11 protein-coding genes are annotated in these 15,427 nt (G+C 41.0%); 2 read left to right on the forward strand and 9 right to left on the reverse strand.

The features are described 5' to 3' along the window. Positions 1 to 10: 10 nt before the first annotated feature. The 4 genes from ACN076_RS00615 to pbp1b form a co-directional block, all read right to left on the reverse strand. Positions 11 to 1,141: an N-acetyldiaminopimelate deacetylase gene (locus tag ACN076_RS00615; RefSeq protein ID WP_101776932.1), complete on the reverse strand. Its 1,131-nt coding sequence runs from the start codon at positions 1,139 to 1,141 to the stop codon at positions 11 to 13. Between the two features lie 67 nt (positions 1,142 to 1,208). Next, the gene (dapD, locus tag ACN076_RS00620) at positions 1,209 to 1,907 is read right to left on the reverse strand and encodes a 2,3,4,5-tetrahydropyridine-2,6-dicarboxylate N-acetyltransferase (RefSeq protein ID WP_000127460.1); all 699 of its coding nucleotides are present in this window, start codon (positions 1,905 to 1,907) and stop codon (positions 1,209 to 1,211) included. Between the two features lie 228 nt (positions 1,908 to 2,135). Then, positions 2,136 to 3,047: a DMT family transporter gene (locus ACN076_RS00625; protein WP_261030076.1), complete on the reverse strand. Its 912-nt coding sequence runs from the start codon at positions 3,045 to 3,047 to the stop codon at positions 2,136 to 2,138. 82 nt (positions 3,048 to 3,129) lie between these two features. Beyond that, on the reverse strand, positions 3,130 to 5,592 hold the full coding sequence (gene pbp1b, locus ACN076_RS00630; protein ID WP_285301044.1) for a penicillin-binding protein PBP1B: 2,463 nt from the start codon (positions 5,590 to 5,592) through the stop codon (positions 3,130 to 3,132). Positions 5,593 to 5,733: 141 nt separating this feature from the next. Between pbp1b and tyrS the strand changes: the two genes are divergently transcribed. Next, positions 5,734 to 6,990, forward strand: coding sequence for a tyrosine--tRNA ligase (gene tyrS, locus ACN076_RS00635; RefSeq protein WP_420789966.1), 1,257 nt, complete (start codon positions 5,734 to 5,736; stop codon positions 6,988 to 6,990). A 77-nt stretch (positions 6,991 to 7,067) separates the two neighbouring features. On the opposite strand, the gene ACN076_RS00640 is transcribed toward tyrS, so the two are convergent. Both ACN076_RS00640 and ACN076_RS00645 read right to left on the reverse strand, forming a co-directional pair. Continuing rightward, positions 7,068 to 9,128 carry a heavy metal translocating P-type ATPase gene (locus tag ACN076_RS00640; RefSeq protein WP_420789967.1) on the reverse strand — a complete coding sequence of 687 codons (2,061 nt, stop codon included), beginning with the start codon at positions 9,126 to 9,128 and terminating at the stop codon, positions 7,068 to 7,070. Position 9,129: 1 nt separating this feature from the next. Then, entirely contained in the window at positions 9,130 to 9,408 is a 279-nt protein-coding gene (locus ACN076_RS00645; protein ID WP_000910910.1) for a DUF6110 family protein, read from the reverse strand. Between the two features lie 151 nt (positions 9,409 to 9,559). Between ACN076_RS00645 and ACN076_RS00650 the strand changes: the two genes are divergently transcribed. Further along, positions 9,560 to 10,408, forward strand: coding sequence for a putative RNA methyltransferase (locus ACN076_RS00650; RefSeq protein ID WP_261037786.1), 849 nt, complete (start codon positions 9,560 to 9,562; stop codon positions 10,406 to 10,408). A 354-nt stretch (positions 10,409 to 10,762) separates the two neighbouring features. Here the strand turns inward: ACN076_RS00650 and ACN076_RS00655 are convergent, their stop codons facing one another. From ACN076_RS00655 to malQ, 3 genes are all read right to left on the reverse strand, one after another. After that, positions 10,763 to 10,969, reverse strand: a complete 207-nt coding sequence (locus ACN076_RS00655) for a hypothetical protein (RefSeq protein ID WP_000265678.1) — start codon at positions 10,967 to 10,969, stop codon at positions 10,763 to 10,765. Between the two features lie 339 nt (positions 10,970 to 11,308). After that, entirely contained in the window at positions 11,309 to 13,567 is a 2,259-nt protein-coding gene (gene glgP / locus ACN076_RS00660) for a glycogen/starch/alpha-glucan family phosphorylase (RefSeq protein ID WP_049515774.1), read from the reverse strand. Positions 13,568 to 13,592: 25 nt separating this feature from the next. Beyond that, positions 13,593 to 15,110, reverse strand: a complete 1,518-nt coding sequence (malQ, locus tag ACN076_RS00665; RefSeq protein WP_049532276.1) for a 4-alpha-glucanotransferase — start codon at positions 15,108 to 15,110, stop codon at positions 13,593 to 13,595. Positions 15,111 to 15,427: the final 317 nt, after the last annotated feature.

Here is a 15,427-nt window from a genome sequence, read left to right on the forward strand (position 1 = left end):
GTCAATTCCTCTACTCTGCTGCCTTCTTTTTCAGGAAACTAGAAACCGCATCAACCCCAATAGCTAGTGCCTCTTCCTTAGGACTCATCTGAGGGTGATGAAGGGCGTAGGGACTATCGATACCAAGCCAGAACATAACACCATCAACCTTCGAAAGGAGATAACCAAAGTCTTCACCTGTCATAGCAGGTTCAATATCAATTAACTCAATCCCCTCTTTTTCTTCAAAGAAGTCCATCAGTTCACGCGCCAAGACTGGATTATTCTCAACAGGCAGGTAACCCCCTTGTTTGAGTTCCACTTCGACTTCCATATCGAAGGCAGCTGCAACTCCTTCTGCAACTGTTTTGACCCTCTTTTGCACCAAGAGACTCATGTCCTGTGTCAAGGCCCGAATAGTTCCATGCAAAAAGGCTGTGTCTGTGATAACATTGTTTGTTGTTCCAGCTTGGAAAACACCAAAGGTCACCACTGCTCCCTCGATTGGGTTGACATTGCGGCTGACAACTGACTGCACCTGGGTCACAAAGTAACTAGCCGCCACCAAAGCGTCATTGGCTTCATGCGGAAATGCTGCATGTCCTCCTTTACCTTTAAAACGAATCTTCACCTCGCAAGTCCCTGCAAAAAGTGTATGAGTATTGGTCGCAATCTGGCCGACTTTCAAATCTGGCCGAACATGGAGGCCATAAAACTGGTCTGGCAACCAGTCTCCAAAAGCGCCATCCTCATACATGAGCATGCCACCAGCTTCATTTTCTTCAGCAGGCTGAAGCAAAAAGAGCAGATTGTTCTTTGGTTGCTCCTCAAGGGCTCGCTCAAGACAGCCTAAGGCAATAGTCATGTGGAAATCATGGCCACAAGCGTGCATACGACCTTGGTGCTGAGAGACGAAAGGAAGGCCTGTTTGCTCGATGATCGGCAGACCATCAATATCTGTTCTCCAACCAATAGTCCGCTCTGGCTGACTTCCCTGCAAGTAAACCAAAATACCTGTCCGCCAAGTTCGAACTTGGACAAAATTCTTGCCCGCAGTCAATTTCTCAATCACATCCAGCAAATAAGCCTGAGTCTTGAACTCCTCCAAGCCAATCTCTGGAATCTGGTGCAAATCTCGTCTAGTCTGAATCAAATCTAACATCTATCTATCCTCCGATATAGCAGAAAGAGGCTGGAAGAAGGGTTCCGCCTCTTTATTACTTTTACAATTATAAGGTACGAAGCGCATCCTCTAGCGCTGTTTTTTGTTGGGTTTGGGCATCAATCTCTTTGATGATACGAGCTGGAACACCTGCTACCACCACGTTTTCTGGGACATCTTGGGTAACAATAGCTCCTGCTGCGACAACTGAACCACTACCGATTTGAACTCCTTCAATAACCACTGCATTAGCACCGATAAGAACATTGTCTCCAACACGGACTGGTTCTGCGCTAGCTGGCTCAATCACACCTGCCAAAACTGCACCTGCACCAACGTGGCTGTTTTTCCCAACGATGGCACGGCCACCAAGGATAGCCCCCATGTCAATCATAGTTCCTGCACCAATTTCAGCACCGATATTGATAACCGCTCCCATCATGATAACAGCGTTGTCACCAATTTCAACCTGGTCACGGATAATCGCACCTGGCTCGATACGAGCGTTGATAGCACGTTTGTCTAGCAAAGGAACTGCAGAATTACGAGCATCTTGCTCAACAACATAGTCTTGATTTTCTACCAGGCCATCGAGAAGCGGAGCCACATCCTTCCAGTCTCCAAATAGGACATTTCCTAGTTTAACAACAGAGCTAGGTACAGCAGTTGCGAGTTGTCCCTCAAAAGTTACTTTGACACTGGTTTTCTTTTCAGCATTGGCGATAAATTGGATAATTTCTTGTGCGTTCATTTTTGTAGCAGTCATAGGCGCCTCCTAGTTCATTTTAATGATACCTATTCTACCAAAAAAGGCCTCAAATTTGAAGCCTTTTTGTTTGTTTTTAGGTATGATTTTTAGGGATGTGAGATAAAACGTGCTGTCGGTAAAAGAAAGCCCCTACCGATACAACCTAAAAACACTCTTCACAACTATCTCCCCGTGTTTTATTGACTACTCTAGTATAGCACACTTTTAGAATTAAGAAAAGACTTTTTATTTACTTTCTTTCGCTTCTTCTATCGATAGGAAAATCATGGGTAAAATAATCAGGGCCATAGCTAGAAGAAGGGACCAATCCACTACCAATCCTAAAAACAAAACACTCAAAAGGGCAGAAGAGAGAGGTTCACTGGCACTGATAACGGAAACCACCAAGGGAGAAACCAAGGACACCGCCTTCATGGAAATAAAAAAAGCAAAAGCTGTACCAAAGAAAGCGATAATAAGGCAAATCAAGATACTCCAAATATCCAGAGTAAAGGAAAGCTGATAAACCGGCGAGAGGACATTGCTAAATAAACCTGCCAAAATCATCCCCCACCCAACCGTGGGTACAAACCCATAACGCTTCGCAAAAGGTTGAGGTAAGATAACATTAAACATGACCCCCATGGCACTCAACAGACCTGTTATAAGGGCTAGTGGCGTCATGGATAATTGAGAGAGATCCCCCTTTGTAGCCATCAGGCAAACACCCAACATGGCAACCAAAACATAAAAAATAGCGCTTTTTGACGCTCGTTTTTGATAAACCAAGCGATTGTAAAAGAGAATAAAGACAGGACTGATAAACTGTAAAATAGTTGCTGTCGCTGCATTTGAGTATTCTACACAGAGATAGAAAAAATATTGAACTGAAAAAATTCCCAAAATAGCATAGGCTAAAAAGGGCAGGTAATTTTTCTTATCTCGCCAAATATCTAGCACTTGCGATTTTAATTGCACTGCAGACCAAATGAGCACAAGACTCCCTGCCAATGTCAGACGCATAGAAGTAATCCAGCCCGAAGACACCTGGTAATGAGTAAAGAAATATTCTCCTAAAATTCCACAGATTCCCCAGATTAAGCCGGATAGGAGCGAATAAATGGTTCCTTTAATAATCTTTTTCTGATACTGATTCATACCTTTATTGTAACACGAAAGGAAAAAAGAAAAAAGTGGCAATCCATTGATTAGCCACTTCATTTAGAAAAGTTTAAAGGACTTATCGTCTCGTCCTTGAAGAGGGTCGTGTAGCACTTGAGTTACTGCTATCGCTAGAGCTACTACTTGAACTGCTGGAGCTTGATGGAGTTGGTAGACTCCCCACGATGCTAGACCAAGCATTCTGATAATCCGCATCACTTCCACCAATAGCAAAGCGATAACTGGTCGTTGGCGCTCCTGCCTTATTAGCCCAATAGCTGGTAACAGTCGAACCTGTGACCTCTACCTCTTTTCCTTCAACAGAAACCTTCCCTGGTTTTTGACCTGTTGATTTCAAGACTTCGGATTTTACGACACCAGGATCTAAAGCGAAGCGCTCGTTCCCCCAAATGTTTGGGGAGGCTTGCTGAATCGCATTTACCAGATGAGCCATGTAATTAGAGTTATTGGAATAACCTGCTCTACGTGACAGTGAATGATTATCATCATGCCCAATCCAGCCACCTAGGGTTAATCTAGGTGTCGAAAGCATGAGCCACATATTTTCGTCTTGGTTGGTCGTACCAGTCTTCCCAATCCAATCTGCATTAGCCAGAGTAGGATTTAAAGAAGTCAGGTTAGCCTTGAAGGTTGTTGTCACACGAGAGGATAGAACTTCTCGCAGCAATCCCTGCATAATCGTCGCAGTAGCTTTTGAATAGACTTGAACTGGTTTATCCTGATACTCATACACCACTCTACCATCTGCTGCTTCAATTTTAGAAATCACATGTTTCTGATGATAAACCCCGTTATTAGCTAAGGTCTGATAGCCATTGGTATGCTGGGCAACTGTGACTTCAATACCACCACCCATTGGCAGGCTCTCAATACCGTACTCAGGAATCTCGTAACCCATCTTTTCCATATAACCCTTGACATCAACACCCTTTTCACGAAGCATACGATAGGTCCAGTAAGCAGGGATATTCCATGAATAGTTCAGAGCTTCTCCCAAGGTCATCATTCCTGTTCCCTTACTATTAGCATACATAATCGGATTGCCATTAGCAAAGTTTGTTGGATAGTTAGATAGAATCGTTTCACTTCCCATCAAGCCCTGGTCAATAGCAATACCGTAGGCAAGCAAAGGCTTGGTAGTAGAAGCTGGCGAACGTTTGGTATCAAAGGCATGATTATTTTGATTTTCTTGATAATTACGACCACCTACAAAGCCTAGAATAGCACCTGTTTGGTTGTCCATCAGGACATTCCCTACTTCTACACGACCTGTTCCATCGTCTAAAAGATAGCCATAGTCAGCAACCGCACTTTGCATAGCAGAATGAATTTTCTGGTCTATGGTAGTAGTAATCTTATAACCACCATTTTCAATTTCTTTGGCTGCCAAATCACGATAAAACTTCTGAGTTGCCTCATTTTTCAACTCCTTAGCGGAGACATTGTCTCTCTGAGCTAGATAGTCATACATACGTTCTTGAGCTTCTGCCAAAGTTGTAAAGTATAAATAGTCTCGTGAAATTCCTGTGACCGTGCCCGATGATAAAAAGTCCTGTTTAAGGTCATAATCCTTGTACTGAGAATACTCGTCTTTGCTTAAGGCACCTGTACGATACATACTGTAAAGAACTGCCTTAGCCCGTCTTAAGCCAATTTCTAGGTCTTCATCACTCTTCAACTCCCCAGTATTTTCATAAGGAGAGTAGGTAATGGGACTCTGTGGAAGTCCTGCTAAAAATGCTGCTTGAGGAACCGTCAACTGACTGGCATCTACACCGAAAATCCCCTCAGCTGCCTGCTGAGCTCCTGCAATATTCTGTCCCTTATTATTTCGGCCAAAGGGAGCCACATTGAGATAGGTCGTTAAAATCTCATCCTTATTCATGGCTCGTTCCAAGGCAAGAGCATCCACAATTTCTGTCGCCTTACGAGCCAAGGTCGGCGCATCCCCAACCACCTGCTGTTTAATTAGTTGCTGGGTCAAGGTCGACCCCCCACTAGAGGAACCCAAACCTACAAATTTCCCCAAGGTCGCACGAATCACCGCCTTGGGCACTACACCTTTATGTTCTTTAAAGTGTTCATCTTCCGTCGCAATGATAGCCTTCTTCAGATTTTCCGAAATTTGCTCAGATGAGATAGAAGTGCGCAACAAATCACTCTCTATGGAAGCAATTACCGTCCCATCCGCATAGGTAATCTCTGAAATAGAAGAGATGTCCTTGACCTGATTCACCAATTCTTCTGTCTGAGGCACCCGAACCTTGTCAAATAAGGCCACTCCGTACCCCAAAGCAATCCCAGCTCCCATCATTCCTCCTAGAAAACCGAGTACAAAGAGTAAGTTAAATAAGGCTTTTATACTCAATAAAATAGCTGGAAAAATGGCTGGCCTATCTAAGGTTTTAGATTTTTTGGTACTTGAACCTTTCTTGCCAGATCTAGCTGATTTTTTATTTTTTTGTTTTTGCTGGAAAAATTCCAGCATTTTTCGTTTTAATTCATTTAATTGATTTTGCATGGATTTCCTCACTCTATCTATTATACCACAAAAGGGAAACTTTCAATAAAATAGCCACTTTCTTCCCTATTCTGCTAGGCTATTGCCCAAGTTTGTGATACAATAGGTAGAAACAATAATTTTAAAAAGGAGAAAAGACACATGCACATTTTTGATGAGCTAAAAGAGCGTGGTTTGATATTTCAAACGACTGATGAAGAAGCTTTGCGTAAAGCCCTAGAAGAAGGTCAAGTTTCTTATTATACTGGCTACGATCCAACTGCTGACAGCCTTCACCTAGGCCACCTTGTCGCAATCTTGACAAGTCGTCGCTTGCAACTAGCAGGTCACAAACCTTATGCGCTCGTTGGCGGTGCCACAGGTCTCATCGGAGATCCGTCCTTCAAAGATGCTGAACGTAGTCTCCAAACAAAAGACACAGTAGAGGGCTGGGTCAAGTCTATCCAAGGACAACTTTCTCGTTTTCTTGACTTTGAAAATGGTGAAAATAAAGCTGTCATGGTCAACAACTACGACTGGTTTGGCAGCATCAGCTTCATTGACTTCCTCCGTGATATTGGAAAATACTTCACTGTCAACTACATGATGAGTAAAGAGTCTGTGAAAAAACGGATCGAAACAGGGATTTCTTACACTGAGTTCGCTTACCAAATCATGCAAGGGTACGACTTCTTCGTCCTTAACCAAGACCACAATGTCACTCTTCAAATCGGTGGTTCTGACCAGTGGGGAAATATGACAGCTGGTACAGAATTGCTTCGTCGTAAGGCTGACAAGACTGGCCACGTTATCACTGTTCCATTGATCACAGATGCAACTGGTAAGAAATTTGGTAAATCAGAAGGAAACGCAGTCTGGCTCAATCCTGAAAAGACTTCTCCATACGAAATGTACCAATTCTGGATGAACGTTATGGACGCAGACGCTGTTCGCTTCTTGAAAATCTTTACTTTCTTGTCACTTGATGAGATTGAAGACATCCGTAAACAATTTGAAGCAGCTCCACACGAACGCTTGGCTCAAAAAATCTTGGCTCGTGAAGTCGTTACACTTGTTCACGGCGAAGAAGCTTACAAAGAAGCCCTCAACATCACTGAGCAACTCTTTGCAGGAAACATCAAAAATCTTTCTGTTAAAGAACTCAAACAAGGACTTCGTGGAGTGCCAAACTACCAAGTTCAAGCAGATGAAAACCACAATATCGTAGAACTTCTCGTCTCATCTGGTGTGGTTAACTCAAAACGCCAGGCCCGTGAAGACGTCCAAAACGGAGCTATCTACGTCAACGGCGACCGTATCCAAGACCTTGACTATGTCTTGAATGACGCAGATAAGTTAGAGAATGAACTGACTGTTATCCGTCGCGGTAAGAAAAAATATTTTGTATTGACTTACTAAACTGTTCAACATTTACCTATAAAAAAAGGAGTTAACCTCGAGAAAGGTAACTCCTTTTTGCTGTTAATAGTCCCCGCCTATACCTTAATAGACAGGCTACGCAGTACAATACGTAAGGTTGTTAGATTATGTAAGATAGAGAGATTTGAAGGACTGAGCCAATTAAACAAGCCAAAACCAATCAAACTACTATTTACGACAACGGTATCTTGAATATTCTTCTTGATGAGTGTTTGCAAAGATGATGATAGCCAATCCAACTCTTGGAAGAAATCCAAGCGATTATCTAACAATAAGATATCGCTCATCTGCTTAGAAATGTCTGCACTCTCATTCATCACCACACCGATATCTGATAGGGTTAGAGCCGCTGAGTCATTCAATCCATCTCCAACCATCAAAATAGTGTGACCTGCTTTCTGCAGTTCCTCTACTAACTCAAATTTTCCATCAGGTTTCAAGTCTGTATAGACCTGATCAAAGGGCAAATCTTTGACTAATTCCTCTGTCCTAACCAGGGTGTCCCCTGTTGCCAGAATCAATTTTTTCCCTTGTGCCTTAAGTTTCTCCAAGGCTGCTTTTGCTTCTTTTCTCAAAGGAGTATGAATGCAGAACATTCCAATCAATTCATTCTGATAAGCCAAGAATAAGAGATTGTAGTGACTCTTGTACTCTTCAATTAAAGCATTTTGTTCTGAACTGATATGAATTTGCTCATCCTGCATCAAAACATAATTCCCAATAAGAACTGGTTGCCCATCTATATGAGATTTGATCCCCTTGCTTGCGATATATTGGAGTTTCCCATGCATTTCCTCATGTTCAATTCCCTCTATCTCAGCTTGCTTGACGATGGCATTAGCAATAGGATGATAAATGTGTTCCTCAAGACAGGCACTGATTCTGAGAATATCTTCCTCACTATAGTCCCCAAAAGGTAACACCTTTTCAACTATCGGATAGCTAGTTGTGATTGTCCCCGTCTTATCAAATAAGAAGGTATCAACTTCCAGATATTTCTCCAGAACATCTCCATCCTTAATCACCATTTCACGGTTCAACCCCTCCTTGATAGCTGCCAAATAAGCTACCGGAGTAGAAATTTTCAAAGCGCAGGAGAAATCGACTAATAGGAAAGAAATAGCCTTAGAAAAAGAACCTGTCAATAGGTAAGTTAGCCCAGCCCCCAAGAAATTATATTTGACGACCTTGTCCGCCATTTTGATGAAATAGCGTTGTTTCGTTTTCTTGTTTTCTTCAGATTTCTTCATCAACTCAATCAGTTGTAAAATCCGGCTGTTCATCTGATTATCGGTTACACGAATGCGTAACTCTCCAGTTTCTAATACTGTATTTGCACAAACCAAATCAGATTCTCTTTTTTCAACTGGAAAACTCTCTCCCGTCAAGGAACTTTCGTTGACCATACCTAAACCTGAAACTACTTGTCCATCAAACAGAATTTCATTTCCTTGAGATAGGACCAAGACATCTCCTATTTGAACATCGGAACTCTTGATACTAACAACCGTATCGCCCTGTACTAGGAATACATCGCTCTCTTTTGCAAGAAGGCTTTGTTCTAAATCTGTTGCAGTTTTTTTCAAAGACCACTGATCTAAATGATTCCCCAAATCAAGCATAAACATGATATTGCTAGCCGTCTTGGATTGGTTCATGAACAAAGACAATAAAATCGCCGAACAGTCCAAGACTTCCATCGTTAGTTCCTTACGCGCTAGTGTTTGATAGGCTTCTCTAATATAGCCAAAAGCCTGATAACAAGTCCATATATAGCGAATAGGATACGGCACAAAACTACGAAAAAGTATACGCTTAATCGCTGCACCTGAAACAATAGAATAAGCACTCTCTTCTCTACGAATGGGAAGAGTCATCAACTCAGAAACTTTCCCTTTATCAATTCTTTTTAAAAAGGCTTCTGCATTATCTAATACAGAAAAGCCTTCTTTTATGCGTAGAGTAAAGTGCTGTTGATCCATGTAAAACTGGATAGACTCAATCCCCTTTTCATCTCTCGCCAAGGAACGAAGATAGTCTTGAATATCCAAGGTGAGTGAAAAAGAAGATGATAGTCGGATATGTTGGTATCCTCTATGTAGCACTTTAAAAGACATATTATTCTCCTATAAGGCTATCTAATTGCTCTTCTTTTTTCTCTTGCTCGTACAAATATTTGGCATCTTGCAAGACATCGTCTCCATGTTGTTTCACAACAGAAACAGATGCATCTAGCCCGTCTTTCAACTTGTAAGCCTTAGCCAAAGCTTTAGAATAACCTTTTTTAGCTTCCTTACTTGCTAAGATTTTCAAACCAAGGGTACCAAATGCGACACCACCCAAAAAGAGTGATGATTTTTTCGCAACTTTTGCAACGGTTAGTACTTCTTTTAACATACTTATTTCCTCCTTATCATTATTATATAGCAATTTAGATATAAAAGCAATTTCATTCTATAAATTGGAGAATCAGTTTTATTTCTACTGAATCTCCCATCTACTTATTCCTAAAGTTGCTTTCATTTGCCTCTTTTGATACACTTAAACTATGAATACAAATCTCAAACCCAAACTTCAGCGTTTTGCTTCTGCGACTGCCTTTTCCTGTCCTATCTGTCAAGAAAATCTGACTCTGGTAGAGAGCAGTCTCAAATGCTGTAATCGTCATTCTTTTGACTTAGCTAAATTCGGCTATGTCAATCTAGCACCTCAAATTAAGCAATCTGCTAACTATGACAAGGAAAATTTTCAAAACCGTCAACAAATCCTAGAAGCAGGCTTTTATCAGGCTATTCTAGAGGTCCTCTCTGATTTACTTTCAAACTCAAAAAATGCCAAAACAATTTTAGATATCGGTTGTGGCGAAGGTTTCTATTCTCGCAAACTTCAAGAAAGGCATCCTGACAAAACCTTCTATGCCTTTGATATTTCCAAAGATTCCGTCCAAATCGCTGCCAAGAGTGAACCAAACTGGGCAGTCAACTGGTTCGTTGGTGACTTGGCTCGTCTTCCTATAAAAGACGCTAGCATGGATATCCTGCTTGATATCTTTTCACCTGCCAACTATGGAGAATTCCGTCGCGTTTTATCCAAAGACGGTATCTTGATAAAGGTTATCCCAACCGAAAATCACCTCAAGGAAATCCGTCAGAAGGTACAAGACCAGCTGACAAAGAAGGATTATTCTAATCAAGATATCAAGGAGCATTTCCAGGGACACTTTACCATCCTATCTAACCAAACGGCCTCTCTGACTAAGACTATCACAGCAGATCAGCTCCAATCCCTACTCAGCATGACGCCCCTACTCTTTCACATCGACCAGACTAAGATTGACTGGAGCGACTTGACAGAGATTACTATTGAGGCTGAGATTTTGGTTGGGAAAGTATTCTAAACTAGACTTCCCAAAGGTATAAAACTTACCGAAAATCTCCAATATTACAAAAACGCATAAGAACAGGTACTCAAAACCTTGATCTTATGCGTTTTGTTATGCAAAAATTACTGGAGTTTCTATACACATTAAGTGGAAATCTTTGAAACCAATTCTTTTAATAACCATTGAATACCATATATTACATTTACCCCAAATATGATATAGGCCGTATAAATCAAGTATTTCGATTTCTCCCGTCTCAAAGAATAGATCTTGTACAAGATAAACAAATTTAAAATAATAAATAATAGAGACAAAATCTTCCCTCCAAAATAAATCATAAAAGTAGGCAGTCAAACATAGTTCTAATCTTTATTTTCGATTCGAGATAACAAACTTATCAATAAATAGTAAGTGATATAAGGCGAGTACAGATCCCCAGAAACTACCTCGAAGAGAGATTTCTTGATGATTGAGAGGAAACAAATCATGGTTACCTATATAGAGGCATGTTAAAATAACAAATAGAATCCAAAATAAATCCGTCCATTTATATTTTGAAAAATATTTTTTCCACATAAAAACACCTTCTTTCCTACAATCATATTATAATACTTTATGTAAGCGAATACAATAAATATGAGATAAACAACTGCAAAGAAGCATAAGGTTGAAAGAGAGTGTTAAACCTTCAATACGTCTATGCTTTCTCTTCTTTTTAGACAAGATTGACCCAAATCCACAGCATTTAAAAAAGCGAATTTCAATCGAAACTCGCTTTTTTACAAAATGTATTAGTATGAATTTGTATCTTATACTCAATGAAAATCAAAGAGCAAACTAGGAAGCTAGCCGCAGGCTGTACTTGAGTACGGCAAGGCAACGCTGACGTGGTTTGAATTTGATTTTCGAAGAGTATTAGTTCAAGTGCCAGATATCTTCGTTATACTGAGCGATTGTACGGTCAGATGAGAAGAATCCTGCTTTAGAAATGTTAACGATAACTTTATCCAACCATGCGTCACGGTCTTCGTAGTCAGCCAACATTTGCTCTTTGACTTTGATGTAGTCTTCCAAGTCAAGAAGAGTCATGAACCAGTCTTTGTTGATCAATTCATTGTAAAGACGTTCCAAACGCTCTTTGTTTCCAGCTGCAAGAACTGCATCGCTAACGATGAAGTCAACCAATGGTTTGATAGCTTCACGAGCGTAGAATTCGCTTGATTTGTAAGCTGCTTTTGCGTAAAGGTCAATAACAGTTTCTGAATCTTCACCAAAGATGTAGATGTTTTCGTCACCAACCAACTCAGCGATTTCCACGTTAGCACCATCCATAGTACCAAGAGTCAAAGCTCCGTTCAACATGAATTTCATGTTACCAGTACCTGAAGCTTCTTTAGAAGCAAGTGAGATTTGTTCTGAGATATCACATGCTGGGATAAGGAAGCTTGCTGCAGTAACGTTGTAGTTTTCAACCATAACTACTTGCAAGTGTGGAGCTACTGCTGGATCGTTAGCAATAACTTCTGACATGCAAAGAATCAAGTGGATGATATCTTGAGCGATTGTGTAGGCTGGAGCTGCTTTACCACCAAAGAAGATTGTGATTGGACGAGCAGGAATGTTACCAGCTTTGATGTCAAGGTATTTGTGGATCACGTACAAGGCGTTCATTTGTTGGCGTTTATACTCGTGAAGACGTTTGATTTGGATATCAAAGATAGAGTTTGGATTGATTTCCACACCTTGGTGTTCTTTCAAGTGACGAGCCAATTTACGTTTGTTGTGAGCCTTGATGCTTTCCAATTTTTCTTTGACAGCTGCTTTGTCTTCATAAGACAAAAGTTTTTCAAGTTCATCTGCTTCATGGTGCCAACCTTCTCCAAGAATCTCATCCAAGTAGTGAGACAATCTTGGGTTAGCATGCATAAGCCAACGACGGAAAGTGATACCGTTTGTTTTGTTATTGAATTTTTCTGGGTAAAGGTCGTAGAAGGCTTTCAACTCAGAGTTCTTCAAGATTTCAGTATGAAGTGCCGCTACTCCGTTAACACTGTATCCGTAGTGGATATCCATGTGAGCCATGTGAACACGTCCGCTCTCATCGATAATTTGAACAGCTGGATCTTTGTATTCTGCTTTCACGCGACGGTCCAATTCTTCGATGATTGGTACCAAGTGAGGAACCACTTCTTGCAAGAATTCAAGAGGCCATTTTTCAAGGGCTTCAGCAAGGATTGTGTGGTTAGTGTAGGCAGTCATGCTACGAACGATTGAAATTGCTTCGTCAAGCTCGATACCACGTGCAGTCAAAAGACGGATCAATTCAGGGATAACCATTGATGGGTGAGTGTCGTTGATTTGTACAACAGCGTAGTCAGCAAGGTCATGCAAGTTGCTTCCTTTTTCGATTGCTTCGTCGATAATCAATTGCGCACCGTTTGAAACCATGAAGTATTGTTGGAAGATACGGAGCAATTCACCTTGACGGTCACTATCATCTGGGTAAAGGAAGAGAGTCAAGTTGCGAGCGATATCTGTCTTGTCAAAGTTGATACCATCTTTAATGATAGAAGAATCAACTGAATCCAAGTCAAACAAACGCAAGCGATTTTTAGTTGCTGTTTCATAACCAGTAACATCAATATCGTAAAGAGTTGATGTCAAAGTAAAGTCTGCAAATGGTACTTGGTAGCTACGGCTTGAGCGAACCAACCAGTTTTGCTCTGTCAACCATGCATTTGGAATTGTTTCTTGTTGGTTGTTTTTAAGAACTTGTTGGAAAAGACCAAAGTGGTAGTTAAGACCAACACCGTCACCATTCAAACCAAGAGTCGCAATTGAGTCGATAAAGCAGGCAGCCAAACGTCCCAAACCACCATTACCAAGAGATGGTTCCAATTCAACTTCTTCAACTTCGATCAAGTCTTTACCTGCAGCAGCAAGTTCTTTTTTGACATCGTCGTAAAGACCAAGGTTGATCAAGTTGTTTGACAAGAGTTTACCAATCAAGAACTCAGCTGAGATATAGTAAACTTTCTTTTTACCAGTGTTGACTGGTTTTTGGCTGCTTGCAAGTTTGCTGTAGTTAAGAAGAGCAAGGTAAAGCTCTTCATTGCTACATTCTGCAATGGTTTTATTGTAACGATTTTGTACAAATTCTTGTAGTGATAACATGTTTAAGGTGTCTCCTGATATTGTATTATTTCTTTAATTCTACCAAATTTTCATTAATTCGTCGATAGATTGTTGTCAAGTCAAGCAAACCTTCCTCGACAGCTGGTGTCAATTGATCTTCAGTCATGCGCCAAGACCAGTTTCCACCAAGGGTAGATGGGAAGTTCATACGAGCTGCCTCATCCAATTCTAGCAAATCTTGCATAGTTGCAATTGCCATGAAGCTAACTGATGAAAAGGCTGTACGAAGCATAGCGTGTGGAACTGTTTCGTATTCTTTACGGTTAGTGTAGCGAGCCATGTACTCACGAGTCGCATCATCGATCTCGTTACGGTACCAACCAAGGACCGTGTTATTATCGTGAGTTCCTGTGTACATAACTGAGTTAGCAGGTGCCAAGTGTGGGCTATCGATACTTTCGTCTTCTGGGTTGAAGGCAAATTGAAGAATCTTCATTCCTGGGAAGCCAGTACGTTCACGCAACTCAATAACTTCATCTGTCATGAAGCCAAGGTCTTCTGCGATGATGTTTAGCTCACCAAGTTCTTCCTTAACGGCTGCAAAAAGCTTGTAGCCCGGACCTTTCACCCACTCACCAGGTGCTGCTGTATCGGAACCAGCAGGGATTTCCCAGTAAGATTCGAAGCCGCGGAAGTGGTCGATACGAACGATATCATAGATTTTGAAGCTTTCACGCAAGCGTTCAATCCACCATTTGTAGCCGTCTTTGTCCATTGCTTCCCAATCATAGATTGGGTTACCCCAAAGCTGACCAGTTGCAGAAAACTCATCTGGTGGGCATCCTGCTATGCAAGTCGCCTTACCGTTGACATCTGTCTTGAAGAGATGTGGATTTGCCCACATATCGCTTGAATCTTCCGCTACGTAGATTGGCATGTCCCCAACGATTTCGATGTGGTTGTCGTTAGCGTAAGCTTTCAATTTCAACCATTGTTGGAAGAAGAAGTATTGAGTCACACGGTGGTAAACCAACTTGTCTGCCAATTGCTCACGGTAGCTTTCAAGTGCTGAAGCTTTACGAACACGAGCATCAGCATCTGGCCATTCAGTCCAAGCAAGATTGTCAAAATGCTCTTTGATAGCCATATACTCAGCAAAGAGCTCAAGCCATGATTGGTTGTCTTGAGCAAATTTCTCAAAATCTTTAACATCTCCGACTTCAAAGAAACGTTTCACCGCTTTTTCTAAAAGAGGACGACGTGCATAGTAAATCTTAGCATAGTCAACTTCAGACGCATCGCTACCAAAGTCAACTCCTTCAAGGTCACTTGCTTCCAACAAACCTTGCTCCACCAAGATATCCAAATCGATAAAATGAGTGTTTCCTGCGAAGGCTGAGAAAGACTGGTAAGGAGAATCTCCGTAACTAGTTGTTCCTAATGGAAGGATTTGCCAGTAACGTTGTTTTGTACGGACCAAGAAATCAACGAAGTCGTAAGCACTTTGACCAAACGATCCGATTCCGTAGGCTCCTGGTAGAGAAGAGATGTGCATCAACACACCACTTTGACGTTTTTTCATAAACAACACCTCGTGTATTTGTAGTTTAAATTTTCATTTTTGGGCGCAAACGTTTGCGTTAAGATAAGTATACTTTATTTTTGGAATAATTGCAAGCGTTTTTAAAAAACTTTTTGATTATTTTTTTTAAAAAAACTTGTCCTTCTTTATGTATACATATACATTTTTCTTTTCTATTTACAAAATCTTCTTCAACTACAAATAGAAGGCTCAACTTAGCCTACTTTTGGTCTAGAGCAATTTATTTTTTGTTCAAAATTTAGGCAATCGTTTCCCTAAATAATTTCAGTAAAATCATGAAAATATATTTTCCGACT

The organism is Streptococcus sp. K0074, from assembly GCF_048843365.1.
GTDB lineage: Bacteria > Bacillota > Bacilli > Lactobacillales > Streptococcaceae > Streptococcus > Streptococcus mitis_BM.